At 60.7% G+C, this 14,626-nt stretch carries 14 protein-coding genes and 1 other RNA gene; 11 read left to right on the top strand and 4 right to left on the bottom strand.

Features of this window, described 5'->3' with window-relative positions; genetic code table 11:
* Positions 1–133 precede the first annotated feature (133 nt).
* The gene (locus CRN80_RS03035; protein ID WP_098949549.1) at positions 134–778 is read left to right on the top strand and encodes an MBL fold metallo-hydrolase; all 645 of its coding nucleotides are present in this window, start codon (positions 134–136) and stop codon (positions 776–778) included.
* A 178-nt stretch (positions 779–956) separates the two neighbouring features.
* Positions 957–1,727: an OmpA family protein gene (locus CRN80_RS03030; protein ID WP_020301258.1), complete on the top strand. Its 771-nt coding sequence runs from the start codon at positions 957–959 to the stop codon at positions 1,725–1,727.
* A gap of 222 nt (positions 1,728–1,949) precedes the next feature.
* On the opposite strand, the gene CRN80_RS03025 is transcribed toward CRN80_RS03030, so the two are convergent.
* From CRN80_RS03025 to CRN80_RS03010, 4 genes are all read right to left on the bottom strand, one after another.
* The gene (locus tag CRN80_RS03025; protein ID WP_003188655.1) at positions 1,950–2,531 is read right to left on the bottom strand and encodes a BON domain-containing protein; all 582 of its coding nucleotides are present in this window, start codon (positions 2,529–2,531) and stop codon (positions 1,950–1,952) included.
* The gene (locus tag CRN80_RS03020) at positions 2,528–3,121 is read right to left on the bottom strand and encodes a phosphoheptose isomerase (protein WP_007904374.1); all 594 of its coding nucleotides are present in this window, start codon (positions 3,119–3,121) and stop codon (positions 2,528–2,530) included. The genes CRN80_RS03025 and CRN80_RS03020 overlap by 4 nt, the downstream gene beginning before the upstream one ends.
* 93 nt (positions 3,122–3,214) lie before the next feature.
* Entirely contained in the window at positions 3,215–3,586 is a 372-nt protein-coding gene (locus CRN80_RS03015) for a YraN family protein (protein WP_003188656.1), read from the bottom strand.
* On the bottom strand, positions 3,586–5,397 hold the full coding sequence (locus CRN80_RS03010) for a penicillin-binding protein activator (protein ID WP_098949548.1): 1,812 nt from the start codon (positions 5,395–5,397) through the stop codon (positions 3,586–3,588). Before CRN80_RS03010 ends, CRN80_RS03015 begins: the two co-directional genes overlap by 1 nt.
* A 176-nt stretch (positions 5,398–5,573) precedes the next feature.
* On the opposite strand from CRN80_RS03010, the gene rsmI reads away from it, so the two are divergent.
* The 9 genes from rsmI (at position 5,574) to mraY (ending at position 14,623) form a co-directional block, all read left to right on the top strand.
* On the top strand, positions 5,574–6,479 hold the full coding sequence (gene rsmI / locus CRN80_RS03005; RefSeq protein WP_098949547.1) for a 16S rRNA (cytidine(1402)-2'-O)-methyltransferase: 906 nt from the start codon (positions 5,574–5,576) through the stop codon (positions 6,477–6,479).
* A 96-nt stretch (positions 6,480–6,575) separates the two neighbouring features.
* An RNA gene (rnpB, locus tag CRN80_RS03000) (RNase P RNA component class A) lies at positions 6,576–6,929 on the top strand.
* 354 nt (positions 6,930–7,283) lie between these two features.
* A complete protein-coding gene (mraZ, locus tag CRN80_RS02995) occupies positions 7,284–7,739 on the top strand; it encodes a division/cell wall cluster transcriptional repressor MraZ (RefSeq protein WP_003171868.1) in 456 nt (151 codons plus the stop codon).
* Complete coding sequence (gene rsmH / locus CRN80_RS02990) at positions 7,736–8,683, top strand: 16S rRNA (cytosine(1402)-N(4))-methyltransferase RsmH (RefSeq protein ID WP_371861790.1); 948 nt, start codon at positions 7,736–7,738, stop codon at positions 8,681–8,683. The genes mraZ and rsmH overlap by 4 nt, the downstream gene beginning before the upstream one ends.
* Positions 8,680–8,973, top strand: coding sequence for a cell division protein FtsL (gene ftsL / locus CRN80_RS02985; protein WP_003188663.1), 294 nt, complete (start codon positions 8,680–8,682; stop codon positions 8,971–8,973). Before rsmH ends, ftsL begins: the two co-directional genes overlap by 4 nt.
* Positions 8,973–10,715: a penicillin-binding protein 2 gene (locus CRN80_RS02980; protein WP_169918656.1), complete on the top strand. Its 1,743-nt coding sequence runs from the start codon at positions 8,973–8,975 to the stop codon at positions 10,713–10,715. Before ftsL ends, CRN80_RS02980 begins: the two co-directional genes overlap by 1 nt.
* On the top strand, positions 10,715–12,178 hold the full coding sequence (locus CRN80_RS02975; protein ID WP_032893523.1) for a UDP-N-acetylmuramoyl-L-alanyl-D-glutamate--2,6-diaminopimelate ligase: 1,464 nt from the start codon (positions 10,715–10,717) through the stop codon (positions 12,176–12,178). The genes CRN80_RS02980 and CRN80_RS02975 overlap by 1 nt, the downstream gene beginning before the upstream one ends.
* Positions 12,171–13,541, top strand: a complete 1,371-nt coding sequence (gene murF, locus CRN80_RS02970; protein ID WP_098949546.1) for a UDP-N-acetylmuramoyl-tripeptide--D-alanyl-D-alanine ligase — start codon at positions 12,171–12,173, stop codon at positions 13,539–13,541. The genes CRN80_RS02975 and murF overlap by 8 nt, the downstream gene beginning before the upstream one ends.
* On the top strand, positions 13,541–14,623 hold the full coding sequence (gene mraY, locus CRN80_RS02965; RefSeq protein WP_003188670.1) for a phospho-N-acetylmuramoyl-pentapeptide-transferase: 1,083 nt from the start codon (positions 13,541–13,543) through the stop codon (positions 14,621–14,623). Before murF ends, mraY begins: the two co-directional genes overlap by 1 nt.
* Positions 14,624–14,626 lie beyond the last annotated feature (3 nt).

Genomic DNA, 14,626 nt, shown 5'->3' with positions numbered 1-14,626 from the left:
ACTGCAGCAGGGGGATTTCAATGGCGCTTGTGTAGCTTAGCAGCGGATAGACCGCGCAATCGACGCCTTCCAGAGCAGGGGCAAGCTACACCATACTGCACTTGGAACGCGCCAGAGAGCTTGCAGGACACCCATGACTATTGAAAAACAACCGTTGATTCGCGAAACCTTCCCCGTCGGGCCGTTGCAGTGCAACTGCACCATCATTGGCGACCCGATCACTAAAAAAGCCATCGTAGTCGACCCCGGCGGCAGTCACGAGTTGATCCTGGCGCGCCTTGATGCGCTGGGCCTGAAGGTGGTGAGCATTATCCACACCCATGCTCACCTCGATCATTTTCTGGCCTCCGGCCAATTGAAAGAAAAGACCGGCGCCACGCTGCACCTGCACAAAGAGGATCAATTTCTATGGGACAACCTGGAAATGCAATGCCAGATGTTTCGCGTGCCCTACGTCCCGGTGCCGTCTCCGGATCGCTGGCTGGAGCATGACGAAGAGCTCGCCTGCGGCTGCGGCGTAGCCTTGCATACTCCTGGGCATACACCGGGCTCGATGAGTTTCTGGTTTGCCGACGCCAAGCTGTTGATCGCCGGCGATACCTTGTTTCGTCGTGGCGTAGGGCGTACGGATTTATGGGGCGGCGACCAGGCGACGATTGTGCGGTCGATCAAGCAGCGCCTGTATACGCTGGACGAAGGCGCGACGGTGGTCACTGGGCATGGGCCGGATACGTTGCTGGGCGATGAGATGCGGGAGAATCCTTTCGTGCGTGCGTGATGGGTTGTCGGCTCTGATACAAGCCGGTACAGACACACAGGCGCAGGCCCGAGCCAAAGACAGCTATGCTTTACGCACCCCTTCACGGAATTTTTGCCGTTTGTCGCGTTCCAAACTCGGCACAGGTCCATTGCCAATGTCCTCTGCATCACAGAATGCAAAAGTAGGAGCTTCCTTCATGTTCACTCCGCGTCGTCTGCTTGTTGTCGCTACCGCCGTAGCCCTGTTGTCTGGCTGCGCCTCACCTAACCCTTATGACGGCAGCCAGGGACAGGCCAGCAATGGTTCCGAAAGCGGCATGAGCAAAACCGCCAAGTACGGCGGCCTCGGTGCGCTGGCTGGCGCCTTGGCCGGTGCGGCCATCGACCATAACAACCGTGGCAAGGGCGCGCTGATTGGCGCAGTGGTTGCGGGTGCCGGTGCGGCAGGTTATGGCTACTACGCCGACCAGCAAGAGAAAAAACTGCGTGAAAGCATGGCCAACACCGGGGTTGAGGTGCAGCGCCAGGGTGACCAGATCAAGCTGATCATGCCCGGTAACATTACCTTCGCCACCAACTCGGACGCGATCTCCAGCAGCTTCTACCAGCCGCTGAACAACCTGGCTAACTCCCTCAAGCAGTTCAACCAGAACACTATCCAGATCGTTGGCTACACCGACAGCACCGGTAGCCGCCAACTGAACATGGACCTGTCCCAGCGTCGTGCGCAGAGCGTGGCCAACTACCTGACCTCCCAAGGTGTCAACGGTGCCAACCTAAGCGCACGCGGTGCCGGCCCGGATAACCCGATTGCCAGCAACGGCGATGTGAACGGCCGCGCCCAGAATCGTCGCGTCGAAGTCAACCTCGGCCCGATCCCTGGCCAGCAATACGGCCAGCCTGGCCAGCAGCAGGCGCCACAGCAGAACAACCAGTTCCAGGGCAACCCGTACCAGCAATACCAGTAAACGCTGGGCATTAAAAAGGGCGCCGTGCAGTCAATGCACGGCGCCCTTTTTTTGATCGTTCCCACGCTCTGCGTTGATCGTTCCCACGCTCTGCGTGGGAATGCCCGCTCGGACGCTCCGCGTCCCACTGATGGCGCAAAAGTCGCGGCCTGTGGGGTGGTGACGCGGAGCGTCACGGGATGCGTGCCCACGCAGAGCGTGGGAACGATCAAGGACTCTACATCAGTCGATGTATTCGAACACCTTCACGATCTTCTGTACGCCCGACACGCCCTGCACCAGGTTGGCGGCGCGGGTGGCTTCGGCCTGGGTCAGCAGGCCCATCATATAGACGATGCCGTTATCGGTGACGATCTTGATCCGCGAACCAGGCACCGCACTGTCGGTGAGCATCTGGGCCTTGATCTTGGTGGTCAGCAAGGCATCGTTGCTGATGGCCAGCAGGGTGATCGGGTCCATGACCTGCAGTTCGTTGTGGACCTTCTTCACGCGTTGCACGCCGGCGGCGGCTTGCTCGGCCTGGGCCTTGAGATCGGCGCGCGGGGTTTGGCCTGCCAGCAGGACTACGCCGTTGAAGCTGGTCACCACGATGCGCGAGGCACCGTTGCCCAGGTCGGTGGCCGCCTTGGCAACGTTGACCTTGACCTTGGTTTCGATCAGCGAATCATCAATGGTGCTGCCGAAGGTGCGCGTGCCCCGGTCGTCCTGGATAGGGGTGTCTCGTGTAGCGGTGATAGCCGAGCTGCAGCCGCTGATGGCGACGCACAGCGTGATGGCCAAAAGACTGAGGCGATTAACGGTCATTCTTCACTCCCGAACAGTTGGCTGTCGATCAGATCGCACAGGCAGTGGATCGCCAGCAGATGAACTTCTTGGATACGTGCAGTGACATTGGCCGGGACGCGAATCTCCACGTCCTCAGGCAGCAGCAGCGAAGCCATGCCGCCGCCGTCGCGACCGGTCAAGGCTACGACAATCATTTCGCGATCATGTGCGGCCTGGATCGCTTGAATAATATTCGCCGAGTTGCCGCTGGTGGAAATCGCCAGCAACACATCGCCGGGCTGGCCGAGGGCGCGGATCTGCTTGGAGAAGATTTCGTTGTAGCTGTAGTCGTTGGCAATCGAGGTGATCGTCGACGAATCGGTGGTCAAGGCAATGGCCGGCAGGCTCGGGCGCTCACGTTCGAAGCGGTTGAGCAGCTCGGAGGAAAAATGCTGGGCATCGCCAGCCGAACCGCCATTGCCGCACGAAAGCATTTTGCCTTCGTTGAGCAAGGCATTGACCATCACCTGGCTGGCTTGCTCGATGTGCGGTGCAAGTACGTCCATCGCCTGTTGCTTGGTGTCGATGCTGGCCTGGAAAAGCTGGCGAATTCGGGATTGCATGTCCATCTGTGTGACCTTAAGTAGCGCGGCTGTTTGGCACAGGTAATGTGCAGCCCGCAAAGCAAAGAGCAAAAATGAGTGGTGGAGGTACCCGGCGAATCAGCTGTCGAAGGCATTTTTGAGCCAAGTCAGATCAGCTGTGCCTGACGGGGTGCTTTCCATGGCAACCACATCGAAACGGCAGGGGCAGTCAGCCCAGCGATGCTCTTTTTGCAGAAAAAACTGCGCAGCGAGTATCAGCTTTTGACGCTTGCGCCCGTCGATACTGGCGAGCGCGCCACCCCATTGTGCGTGTTTTCTGTAGCGGACTTCGACGAATACTACTGTATCGCCGTCAAGCATGACCAGATCAAGCTCGCCGCGTTTACATAACCAGTTCTGCGCCAGAAGGCGCAGACCCTGTTGTTGCAGGTAGTTGAGAGCATGCAGTTCGGCATCCTTGCCGCTTTGTGCGCTGGACCGCTCGGGCATCAGCGTGGGGTATCGGGCAGGCGCTGAATGTCGCCGCCAACGAACTTCGCCCACGGCATCTGGCGATCGACGCGCTGGTTGGCGCTGATGCCCAGGTTGCCCGAGAGGCCGTCGACACGGGTGTCCGGCAGTGCCTTGAGCTGGCCCAGGCGTGGCGCCAGGCGGTAGGCATCCACGCCCATTGCGTAGAGGCGGCCCAGGCTGCCATTGGCTTGCGGCCATTGCGCGGCGACCTGGTTGCGCAGCGGGTCGGTGGTGTTAAGCAGCCAAGGGGTTTCGCAGAACATCACATTGGTCATGTCCAGGTACTGGTTGCGGTCACCGCTGGCACTGAACACGTGAGAGGTCGCGTACACCGGCACATCGCCAGCGTATTGGAAGTTCAGGGTCGGCTTGATCTGCTGGGCCAGTTGCGGCGTGACGGCCAGGAAGATGAACTCGATGTCCTGGCGACGCGAAGGCTGGGCGGCAACGTCGGTGCCGACCGTGTTTTGCAGGCTCTTGGCGCGGCCTTCGCTCTTGCGCAGTTGGAATAGATCGGCGATCTGCTGGGCCAGGGCCACAGGCTGATCGACATACTCAACGCCCATGACGGTGCCGCCATTGGCTTCCCAATCCTGGCGGAACGCCTTGTACACGCGCTCACCCCATTCGCCACGGGGCACCATGGCGGCGGCGCGATGCAGGCCATCAGCACGGGCACGGCGCGACACTTCGCGGGCTTCGTCTTCAGCGGCCAGGCCGAACTGGAACAACTGCGCGGGGCCTTGATCGGTCTCGCTGTAGTTCAGGGCCAGGGTGGTGATCGGCAATTGCGGGCGTGCGCTGAGTTGCTTGACCAGCGGTTTTTCCAGCGGGCCGACCACCAGTTGCACGCCAGCGGCCTGGGCCTTGGCGTAGAAGTCGTCGAGGGAGGTCAGGCGCGAACTGTCATAGAACTCGATAACCGGTGGCTTCTGCCCGGCTTGCTCAGCCTGGTAGTGAGCCGCCATGAAGCCTTCGCGCAGCGCTTTGCCCACAGCGGCCAGCGGGCCTTCCTGGGGCAGCAGCAGGGCGATCTTGTTCAGGGGCTGGCTGGCCAGTTCCTTGAGCTTGGTCAGCGGCGCTGGCAGTTGCACCGCCGCCGGGTGGCCCGGGTTCTGTGCGCGCCAGGTGTCGATGGCGGCTTGTTGTTGCTCCAGCGTACCGGCGCCCTTGACCGCCTGGGCCAGGGTGATCCAGCCATCGAGTGTCGGGTTGCCGGTGGCTTGCAGCTGTTCGGCTGGCAGCGCGGCAATCAATACCCAAATGGCTTCGTGGTTGCTGCTGGCAGCCTCACCCGTCAGCAGCGGCGCCATGGCCACGCGCTCGCGAGCGGCGGCGAGGGTCTGGCCGTCGGCTTCATAGGCGCGCGCATGCACGGTGCCGGTGCGGATCTGCTGGTCGGTCGGCAGTTCCTTCAGGCTTTGCAGGCTGGGGTGGTTCAGCGCTGCCAAGGCCGCCTTGGGCTGGTTGCGGCCCATTGCCAGTTCTGCGGCCAGGGTGCTGGCAAATACTTGCGCGGCTGGCTTCAGGGCATCCAGGGGCACTTGCGCAAGGATCTGCGAGGAGCGGCCGGGATTGTTCTGTTGGTAGGCCAGGTCTGCCGCGCTCAGGCGCAGCAACGCGGCTTTTTCTGGCGTCTTGGCGTTCGTCGCCTGTTCGAGCAGTTGCTCGATACTGGCATCGGGCGTGCGTGGCAGTTCGCCAAGACTGGAGGAGGGCGAACTGGCGCAAGCAGCCAGCAAGGCAGCGAGGCAGAGGGCGGAGAGCAGCCGCAGGCAAGCGATCATGTAAGTGTTCCTGATACCGATCAAATTAGCGTGGAAGTGTACCCAAGCACTGGCCCAGGCGCGATGTTCATGGCGTTAAACCGTGGATTTAGGTCGTGCAAATGTTGCTAATAGCTGACGGTGGCTGAAACGGCATCGGCCGTGATGGCATATTTTCAAGGCGTCTACGCGCTACAATGTGGCTTTTGCCAACCATCGAGGTGTGCGCTTTGACTGCTCCAGGTCCTTTGAATTCCACTGCTGGCTCGCTTTTTGTGGTGGCGACGCCCATTGGCAACCTGGACGACATCAGTGCCCGGGCGCTGAAGGTGTTGCGCGAGGTGAAATTGATCGCGGCAGAAGACACGCGGCACTCCCAACGGTTGATTCAGCATTTTGGTATCAGCACGCCATTAGCCGCCTGCCACGAACACAACGAACGTGAAGAGGGTAGCCGCTTTATCACGCGTCTTTTGGCGGGTGATGACGTCGCGCTGATTTCCGACGCGGGCACGCCGCTGATTTCCGATCCTGGTTACCACCTGGTCCGCCAGGCGCGCGCCGCTGGTATCAATGTAGTGCCTGTTCCAGGAGCCTGCGCACTGATTGCGGCATTATCGGCCGCCGGGTTGCCCTCGGACCGCTTTATCTTCGAAGGCTTCCTGCCCGCCAAGGCTGTAGGGCGTCGGGCGCGTCTGCAGGCGCTTAAAGAAGAGCCGCGCACCTTGATCTTCTATGAGGCCCCGCATCGCATCCTTGAATGCTTGCAGGATATGGAGCTGGTGTTTGGCGGCGAGCGCCTGGCCTTGCTGGCCCGGGAGTTGACCAAGACCTTCGAAACCCTCAAGGGGCTGCCGCTGGAGGCGTTGCGGGCGTTTGTCGAGGGCGACAGCAATCAGCAGCGCGGCGAATGCGTGGTGCTGGTAGCCGGCTGGACCGCGCCGGAGAATGAGGACGCGGTGGGCAGCGAGGCCATGCGCGTCCTCGATTTGTTGCTCAAGGAAATGCCACTCAAGCGCGCCGCCGCCCTGGCTGCCGAAATTACCGGGGTGCGCAAGAATGTGTTGTATCAGGTCGCGCTCGATAAACAGAAGGCCGAATAGTTCCGGGCCCAAAACTGTATTTCGTCTGAACGTGATGGCAATGCTGCACTTTTAATACTTGTCCTCAAGCCGCCGTGCCGTTAACCTTCGCGGCGGAGAGTCGATTGGACAGTCGCTGCCCTCTATGAAAATTAGGGGGGGGAGGAAAGTCCGGGCTCCATAGGGCGAAGTGCCAGGTAATGCCTGGGAGGCGTGAGCCTACGGAAAGTGCCACAGAAAATAACCGCCTAAGCACTTCGGTGCCGGTAAGGGTGAAAAGGTGCGGTAAGAGCGCACCGCACGACTGGCAACAGTTCGTGGCTAGGTAAACCCCACTTGGAGCAAGACCAAATAGGGTCCCAAGGCGTGGCCCGCGCTGGGACCGGGTAGGTTGCTAAAGATGTCCAGTGATGGCCATCGTAGACGAATGACTGTTCAAGACAGAACCCGGCTTACAGATCGACTCTCCACCTTTTTTCCTTGTGTTCGAATCTCGTGCGCAAACCGGTAGTAACGCAAGAATCCCTCCCTGCCAAATCATTGGCAGATGCATCTTCGTAATACCAAAAAAATCTTACTCTTAATAAATCACTTTAACTTTAAGCCCTAGCTCTTTGAGCTGTTTGCTGTTGTTGAGTCAAAAACATCGCAAAACTCTCGTTTCTCCTCCCTTTACCTTCCTAAATCTCCGTTCTGTAAGGCTTTTCCTTGTATACGCGCCTTGACGGTGTGGTGGGCGCATTCCTATAGTGTGCGCAAGTGGCGGAAAGTGGCACAAAGTGGGTTTTTTGAACGTAAAACGCTAAAATTTGGAGAAACGCATCTGTGTTTCGCGGAGCTAACGCTATCAGTCTCGATGCAAAAGGCCGTCTCGCCATGCCGAGCCGGTATCGTGACGAGCTCATTTCGCGAAGTTCAGGGCAGTTAATCATCACGATTGACGCCGTTGACCCTTGTTTGTGTGTTTACCCTCTCGACGAGTGGGAGTTGATTGAAACCAAGTTGCGCGCGCTGCCTTCATTGCGTGAAGAAAACCGCCGCCTTCAGCGTTTGCTGATCGGTAATGCCGTCGACCTTGAGCTCGATGGCAGCGGTCGTTTCCTGGTGCCTCCGCGGCTGCGCGAGTACGCCAAGCTGGACAAGCGCGCAATGCTGGTAGGCCAACTGAACAAGTTCCAATTGTGGGACGAAGATGCCTGGGATGCTGTGTCTGCAGCGGACCTGGCTGCTATTCAACAACCGGGCGCCATGCCTGATGAACTGCGTGATTTGATCCTGTGACTATTGATAGCGGCTTTAACCACATCACCGTACTGCTTGACGAAGCCGTTGAGGCTCTCGCCGTACGTGCCGATGGCTGCTATGTCGATGGCACATTCGGCAGGGGCGGGCATAGCCGGTTGATACTCAGCCAGCTCGGGTCCGACGGCAAACTCCTCGGGTTCGACAAAGACCCTCAAGCGATTGCCACCGGGCAAGCGCTAGCGGCCGAAGACGGCCGCTTTGTCGTTGTGCAGCGCAGCTTTGCCGAGCTGGGTGCCGAAGTTGCCGAACGCGGCATGGCGGGCAAGGTGGCTGGGGTTCTGCTCGACCTGGGCGTATCTTCGCCACAGCTCGATGACCCGGAGCGCGGCTTCAGTTTCATGAACGACGGCCCCCTCGACATGCGCATGGACCCCACCCGTGGGGTCAGTGCCGCACAGTTCATCGCCACCGCGCCGGTGGAAGAAATCGCCCGTGTGTTCAAGGAATACGGTGAAGAGCGTTTCGCCGGTCGCATGGCGCGTGCCGTGGTCGAGCGCCGCGAAATCCAGCCGTTCGAACGCACCGCTGACCTGGCCGAAGTGCTGAAGGTCGCCAACCCGGCCTGGGAAAAGGGCAAGAACCCGGCGACCCGTGCGTTCCAAGGCCTGCGCATTCACGTCAACAACGAATTGGGCGATCTGGAAGCCGGCCTCGAAGCCGCTCTGGATGCTTTGGAAGTGGGCGGTCACCTGGTGGTGATCAGCTTCCACTCCCTGGAAGACCGCATCGTCAAACTCTTCATGCGTCGTCTGGTCAAGGGCGAATCCGACAACCTGCCGCGTAACCTGCCGGTGCGTTTCGAAGCCTTTGTGCCGAAAATCAAAATCCATGGCAAAGCGCAGTTCGCTTCCGAAGCCGAACTCAAGGCCAACCCACGTTCCCGTAGCGCCGTCATGCGCGTCGCGGAGAAGTTGCGGTGAGCAAGCTTTTCGCCAAGCCCCTTCCGGGCGGCAGCTTCTTTATGTTGCTGCTGTTTGTCGGCGTGCTGGTGTCCGCGATTGCGGTGTCCTACAGCGCCCACTGGAACCGTCAGTTGCTCAATACCCTGTACGGGGAATTGAGCGTGCGTGATAAAGCCCAGGCAGAGTGGGGCCGGTTGATCCTTGAGCAAAGCACCTGGACGGCCCACAGCCGTATCGAAGTGCTGGCCACCGAACAGTTGAAGATGCACATCCCTGGCGCGGCGGAAGTCCGCATGGTGGCGCCATGATGAAACTCGAAGGGGCACTCTACCCATGGCGCTTCCGCCTGATGCTCGGCTTGCTGGCATTGATGGTGGGCGCGATCGTCTGGCGCATCTTCGACCTGCAGGTGGTCGATCGCGACTTCCTGATCGGCCAGGGTGACGCCCGCAGCCTGCGGCATATTCCGATTCCTGCACACCGCGGCCTGATCACCGACCGTAACGGCGAGCCCCTGGCCGTCAGTACCCCGGTGACCACCCTATGGGCCAACGCCAAGGAACTGCAAGTTGCCAAGGACAAGTGGCCTGAACTGGCCGCTGCCCTGGGGCAAGACCGCAAAGCCCTGACCGAACGCCTGGAAGCCCAGGCCAATAAAGAATTCATCTACCTGGTGCGCGGGCTTACCCCTGAGCAAGGCCAGCAAGTGCTCGACCTTAAAATCCCCGGTGTCTATGGCATCGAGGAGTTTCGGCGTTTCTACCCGGCCGGTGAAACCACCGCGCACATGGTCGGCTTTACCGATATCGATGACCACGGCCGCGAAGGGGTCGAACTGGCCTATGACGAATGGCTGGCTGGGGTTCCGGGCAAACGTCAGGTCATCAAGGATCGGCGCGGCAGATTGATCAAGGACGTCCAGGTCACCAAAAACGCCAAGGCCGGCAAGCCTCTGGCGTTGTCGATCGATTTGCGCCTGCAATACCTGGCCAACCGCGAACTGCGTAACGCGATCATCGAGAACGGCGCCAAGGCCGGCAGCCTGGTGATCATGGACGTGAAGACCGGCGAGATCCTCGCCATGGTCAACCAGCCGACCTATAACCCCAACAACCGTCGCAACCTGCAACCGGCGATGATGCGTAACCGCGCAATGATCGACGTGTTCGAGCCGGGTTCGACCATGAAAGCCATCTCCATGAGCGCTGCCCTGGAAACCGGCCGCTGGAAACCCAGCGACAAGGTCGAGGTTTATCCAGGCACCTTGCAGTTGGGCAAATACACCATTCGTGACGTATCCCGCACTGAAGGTCCGGTGTTGGATCTGACAGGCATCCTGATCAACTCCAGTAACGTGGGCATGAGTAAAGTTGCCTTCGATATCGGCGGCGAGACCATCTATCACCTGGCGCAAAAAATCGGCCTGGGGCAACCCACCGGTCTCGATTTCCCAGGTGAGCGCGTGGGCAACCTGCCGAACTACCGCGAGTGGAGAAAAGCCGAGACTGCAACGCTGTCCTACGGCTACGGCCTGTCGGTGACCGCCATCCAGTTGGCCCACGCTTTCTCGGTATTGGCCAATAACGGCCGCATGGTTCCACTGAGCCTGATCCATGTCGACGAAGCGCCAAAAGCCACCCAGGTGATCCCGGAAAAAGTCGCCAAGACCATGCAAGGCATGCTGCAACAAGTGATCGAAGCACCGCGTGGCGTTTTCCGCGCTCAGGTGCCGGCGTACCACGTTGCGGGCAAGTCGGGTACGGCGCGTAAGACTTCGGTGGGCACCAAGGGCTATGCCGAAAACTCCTACCGTTCGCTGTTCGCCGGCTTCGGTCCAATGAGCGACCCGCGCTACGCCATCGTCGTGGTCATCGACGAGCCTAGTAAAGCCGGCTACTTCGGTGGCCTGGTTTCGGCGCCGGTGTTCAGCAAAGTGATGTCCGGCACCCTGCGCCTGATGAACATCACGCCGGACAACCTGCCGCCGACCCAACAAGCCAACGCCGGCCCACCGGCCGCCGCGGTCAAAGCCAATGGAGGGCGCGGCTGATGTCTCTTAGCCTGAACAAGATTTTTGCCCATGCCGGCCACGATCTGCTGATTCGTGAGCTGACCCTGGACAGCCGTAATGTGCGCGCCGGTGACCTGTTCCTGGCGGTACCTGGCGGCAAGCTCGATGGCCGTGCGCATATCGCCGATGCCCTGCAACGTGGTGCGGCTGCGGTTGCGTATGAAGTGGAAGGCGCCACCGTGCTGCCGATCACCGATGTGCCGTTGATTCCGGTCAAGGGCCTGGCTGCGCAGCTGTCCGACATCGCCGGGCGTTTCTACGGTGACCCGAGCCGCCAACTCAACCTGGTTGGCGTGACGGGCACCAACGGCAAGACCAGCGTGACCCAATTGGTCGCCCAGGCGTTGGACCTGCTGGGTCAGCACTGCGGCATCGTTGGCACCCTGGGCACCGGTTTCTATGGCGCGCTGCAAAGCGGCCTGCACACCACGCCAAACCCGATAGCCGTGCAAGCGACCTTGGCCGACCTGAAAAAGGCCGGCGCCAAGGCGGTTGCCATGGAAGTGTCGTCCCATGGCCTGGACCAAGGGCGTGTCACTGCCCTGGCCTTTGACGTGGCGGTGATGACCAACCTGTCCCGCGATCACCTCGACTACCACGGCACCATGGAGGCGTACGCCGCCGCCAAGGCCAAGCTGTTTGCCTGGAATGACCTGAAGTGCCGGGTCGTCAATCTCGACGACGCATTTGGCCGCCAACTGGCGGAGCAAGACAGCGATGCGCGCTTGATCAGCTATAGCCTGCAAGATGCCAGCGCCTACCTGTATTGCCGCGAAGCCCAATTCAATGACGAAGGCGTGCGCGCCACGTTGGTGACGCCGCAGGGCGAGCACCACCTGCGCAGCACCTTGCTCGGGCGGTTCAACCTGAGCAACGTGCTCGCCGCTATCGGCGCACTGCTGGGCCTGGATTACGCCCTGGATGAAATCCTGCGCGTACTGCCGAAGCTGGAAGGCCCGGCCGGTCGTATGCAGCGCCTGGGTGGCGGCACGCAACCGTTGGTGGTGGTCGATTACGCCCACACCCCGGATGCCCTGGAAAAAGTCCTCGAAGCCCTGCGCCCACATGCCAAGGGCAAACTGCTGTGCCTGTTCGGGTGTGGCGGTGATCGCGATCGCGGCAAGCGCCCATTGATGGCCGAGATTGTCGAGCGCTTGGCCGATGGCGTACTCGTCACCGACGACAACCCGCGCAGCGAAGACCCCAGCCAGATTTTCGATGACATCCGTGTCGGCTTCAAAGACGCCTCCAAGGTCACCTTCGTCGCGGGCCGTGGCGCTGCCATCGCGCAGTTGATCGCCAGTGCCGGCGCGGACGACGTAGTGGTGCTCGCGGGCAAAGGCCACGAGGACTATCAGGAAATCAACGGTGAGCGCCATGCCTTCTCCGATCTGGTCGAGGCGGATCACGCCTTGACCGCCTGGGAGGTCGCCCATGCTTAAAGCGATGACATTCAGCGAGCTGGCCCAGGCCCTGTCGGCCCGTGTGCTGTCGAGCGACTGCACATTCAACGGCGTGAGTATCGACAGCCGTAACATCCAGCCGGGGCAACTGTTTGTCGCCCTGGCCGGTCCGCGTTTCGATGGTCACGACTACCTCAACGACGTTGCCGCCAAAGGTGCTGTCGGTGCCCTGGTACAGCGTGAAGTGGCCGATTCTGCCTTGCCGCAATTGCTGGTAGCCGACACCCGCCTGGCCCTGGGCCAACTGGGTGCGCTTAACCGTGCCGCTTTTGATAAGCCGGTGGCGGCCATTACCGGTTCCAGCGGCAAGACCACGGTCAAGGAACTGCTTGCCGGCATCTTGCGTACGCGCGGGCCTGTACTCGCCACCCGTGGCAACCTGAACAATGATTTCGGCGCACCGCTGACCCTGCTCGAACTGGCCCCGGAACACACGGCGGCAGTGATTGAACTGGGGGCTTCGCGCATCGGCGAAATCGCCTACACCGTGGCGCTGACCCAGCCGCACGTGGCGATCATCAACAACGCCGGTACCGCCCATGTCGGCGAGTTCGGCGGCCCGGAAAAAATCGTCGAAGCCAAGGGCGAAATCCTTGAAGGCCTCGATGCTTCGGGCACTGCGGTACTGAACCTGGATGACAAGGCCTTCGAGACCTGGCGTGTACGCGCCGCCGGTCGCAAGGTCCTGACGTTTGCCGTGCTGAATGCCGCAGCCGACTTCCATGCTTCCCACATCAATGTCGATGCCCGTGGCTGCCCGTCCTTCACCTTGCACACCCCGCAGGGTGACGAGCACGTGCAGTTGAACCTGCTGGGCAATCATAACGTCGCCAACGCCTTGGCCGCCGCCGCTGCCGCCCATGCCCTGGGTGTGTCGCTGTTCGGTATTGCCACAGGCCTGGGCGCGGTGCAGCCGGTCAAGGGCCGCACCGTGGCGCAACTGGCCGGCAACGGCATGCGCGTGATTGATGACACGTACAACGCCAACCCGTCCTCCATCAATGCCGCTGTGGACCTGCTCAAAGGCTTTGAGGGGCGCAAGGTGCTGGTGCTGGGCGACATCGGCGAATTGGGCGATTGGGCTGAACAAGGTCACCGTGAAGTCGGCGCCTATGCCGCTGGCAAAGTGGACGCGCTCTACGCCGTTGGCACGAACATGGCCCATGCGGTCAACGCTTTCGGCCCTGGCGCGCGGCATTTCGCCAGCCAGGCCGAGCTGATCCAGGCGTTGACGGCGGCTGAACATGACAAACACACAACCATTTTGATCAAGGGATCGCGCAGCGCGGTGATGGAAAACGTCGTCGCAGCCTTGTGTGGCTCAAGTACGGAGAAACATTAATGCTGCTGCTGCTGGCTGAGTATCTGCAACAGTTCCACAAAGGCTTCGCGGTCTTCCAGTACCTGACCCTGCGCGGGATCCTGGGTGTGCTGACCGCGCTGTCTTTGTCGCTGTTTTTAGGGCCGTGGATGATCCGCACCCTGCAGAACCTGCAAATTGGTCAATCGGTTCGTAACGACGGCCCGCAGTCGCACCTGTCCAAGTCCGGCACGCCCACCATGGGCGGTGCGCTGATCCTGTCGTCCATCGGCGTCAGCACCTTGCTCTGGGCCGATCTGCACAACCGCTATGTGTGGGTGGTGCTGCTGGTGACCCTGCTGTTCGGTGCCATCGGCTGGGTGGATGACTACCGCAAAGTGATCGAGAAAAACTCCAAGGGGCTGCCAAGCCGCTGGAAGTATTTCTGGCAGTCGGTGTTCGGCCTGGCCGCCGCGATCTTCCTGTACACCACCGCGCCAAGCGCCGTGGAAACCACCTTGATCATCCCGATGCTCAAGGATGTGAGCATCCCGCTGGGTGTCGGATTTGTGGTGCTGACCTACTTCGTAATCGTCGGCTCCAGCAACGCGGTGAACCTGACCGACGGCCTCGACGGCCTGGCGATCATGCCGACGGTGATGGTGGGCGGCGCGCTCGGCATCTTCTGCTACCTGTCGGGTAACGTGAAATTCGCTGAATACTTGCTGATTCCGTATGTACCGGGCGCTGGTGAACTGATCGTGTTCTGCGGCGCGCTGATCGGTGCCGGCCTGGGGTTCCTGTGGTTCAACACCTACCCGGCACAAGTCTTCATGGGCGACGTCGGCGCACTGGCGCTGGGCGCGGCCTTGGGCACCATCGCGGTGATCGTTCGCCAGGAAATCGTGCTGTTCATCATGGGCGGCGTGTTCGTGATGGAAACCCTGTCGGTGGTCATCCAGGTGGCGTCCTTCAAGTTGACCGGGCGCCGCGTGTTCCGCATGGCGCCGATTCACCACCACTTTGAACTCAAGGGCTGGCCTGAGCCACGCGTGATTGTCCGCTTCTGGATCATCACCGTGATTCTGGTACTGGTCGGCCTTGCCACCCTGAAACTGAGGTAGAAA

The organism is Pseudomonas sp. FDAARGOS_380 (assembly GCF_002591235.1).
GTDB classification, from domain to species: domain Bacteria; phylum Pseudomonadota; class Gammaproteobacteria; order Pseudomonadales; family Pseudomonadaceae; genus Aquipseudomonas; species Aquipseudomonas salmasensis.
The sequence above is the reverse complement of the archived record's forward strand: the minus strand, read 5'-3'. Positions and strand labels throughout refer to the sequence as shown.

What these genes read in the sequence shown, in the direction of transcription:
- CRN80_RS03035 (WP_098949549.1), top strand. Translation starts at nt 134, where the DNA reads ATGACTATTGAAAAACAACCGTTGATTCGCGAAACCTTCCCCGTCGGG.
- CRN80_RS03030 (WP_020301258.1), top strand. Translation starts at nt 957, where the DNA reads ATGTTCACTCCGCGTCGTCTGCTTGTTGTCGCTACCGCCGTAGCCCTG.
- CRN80_RS03025 (WP_003188655.1), bottom strand. Translation starts at nt 2,531, where the DNA reads ATGACCGTTAATCGCCTCAGTCTTTTGGCCATCACGCTGTGCGTCGCC.
- CRN80_RS03020 (WP_007904374.1), bottom strand. Translation starts at nt 3,121, where the DNA reads ATGGACATGCAATCCCGAATTCGCCAGCTTTTCCAGGCCAGCATCGAC.
- CRN80_RS03015 (WP_003188656.1), bottom strand. Translation starts at nt 3,586, where the DNA reads ATGCCCGAGCGGTCCAGCGCACAAAGCGGCAAGGATGCCGAACTGCAT.
- CRN80_RS03010 (WP_098949548.1), bottom strand. Translation starts at nt 5,397, where the DNA reads ATGATCGCTTGCCTGCGGCTGCTCTCCGCCCTCTGCCTCGCTGCCTTG.
- rsmI (WP_098949547.1), top strand. Translation starts at nt 5,574, where the DNA reads ATGTGGCTTTTGCCAACCATCGAGGTGTGCGCTTTGACTGCTCCAGGT.
- CRN80_RS02980 (WP_169918656.1), top strand. Translation starts at nt 8,973, where the DNA reads ATGAAACTCGAAGGGGCACTCTACCCATGGCGCTTCCGCCTGATGCTC.
- CRN80_RS02975 (WP_032893523.1), top strand. Translation starts at nt 10,715, where the DNA reads ATGTCTCTTAGCCTGAACAAGATTTTTGCCCATGCCGGCCACGATCTG.
- murF (WP_098949546.1), top strand. Translation starts at nt 12,171, where the DNA reads ATGCTTAAAGCGATGACATTCAGCGAGCTGGCCCAGGCCCTGTCGGCC.
- mraY (WP_003188670.1), top strand. Translation starts at nt 13,541, where the DNA reads ATGCTGCTGCTGCTGGCTGAGTATCTGCAACAGTTCCACAAAGGCTTC.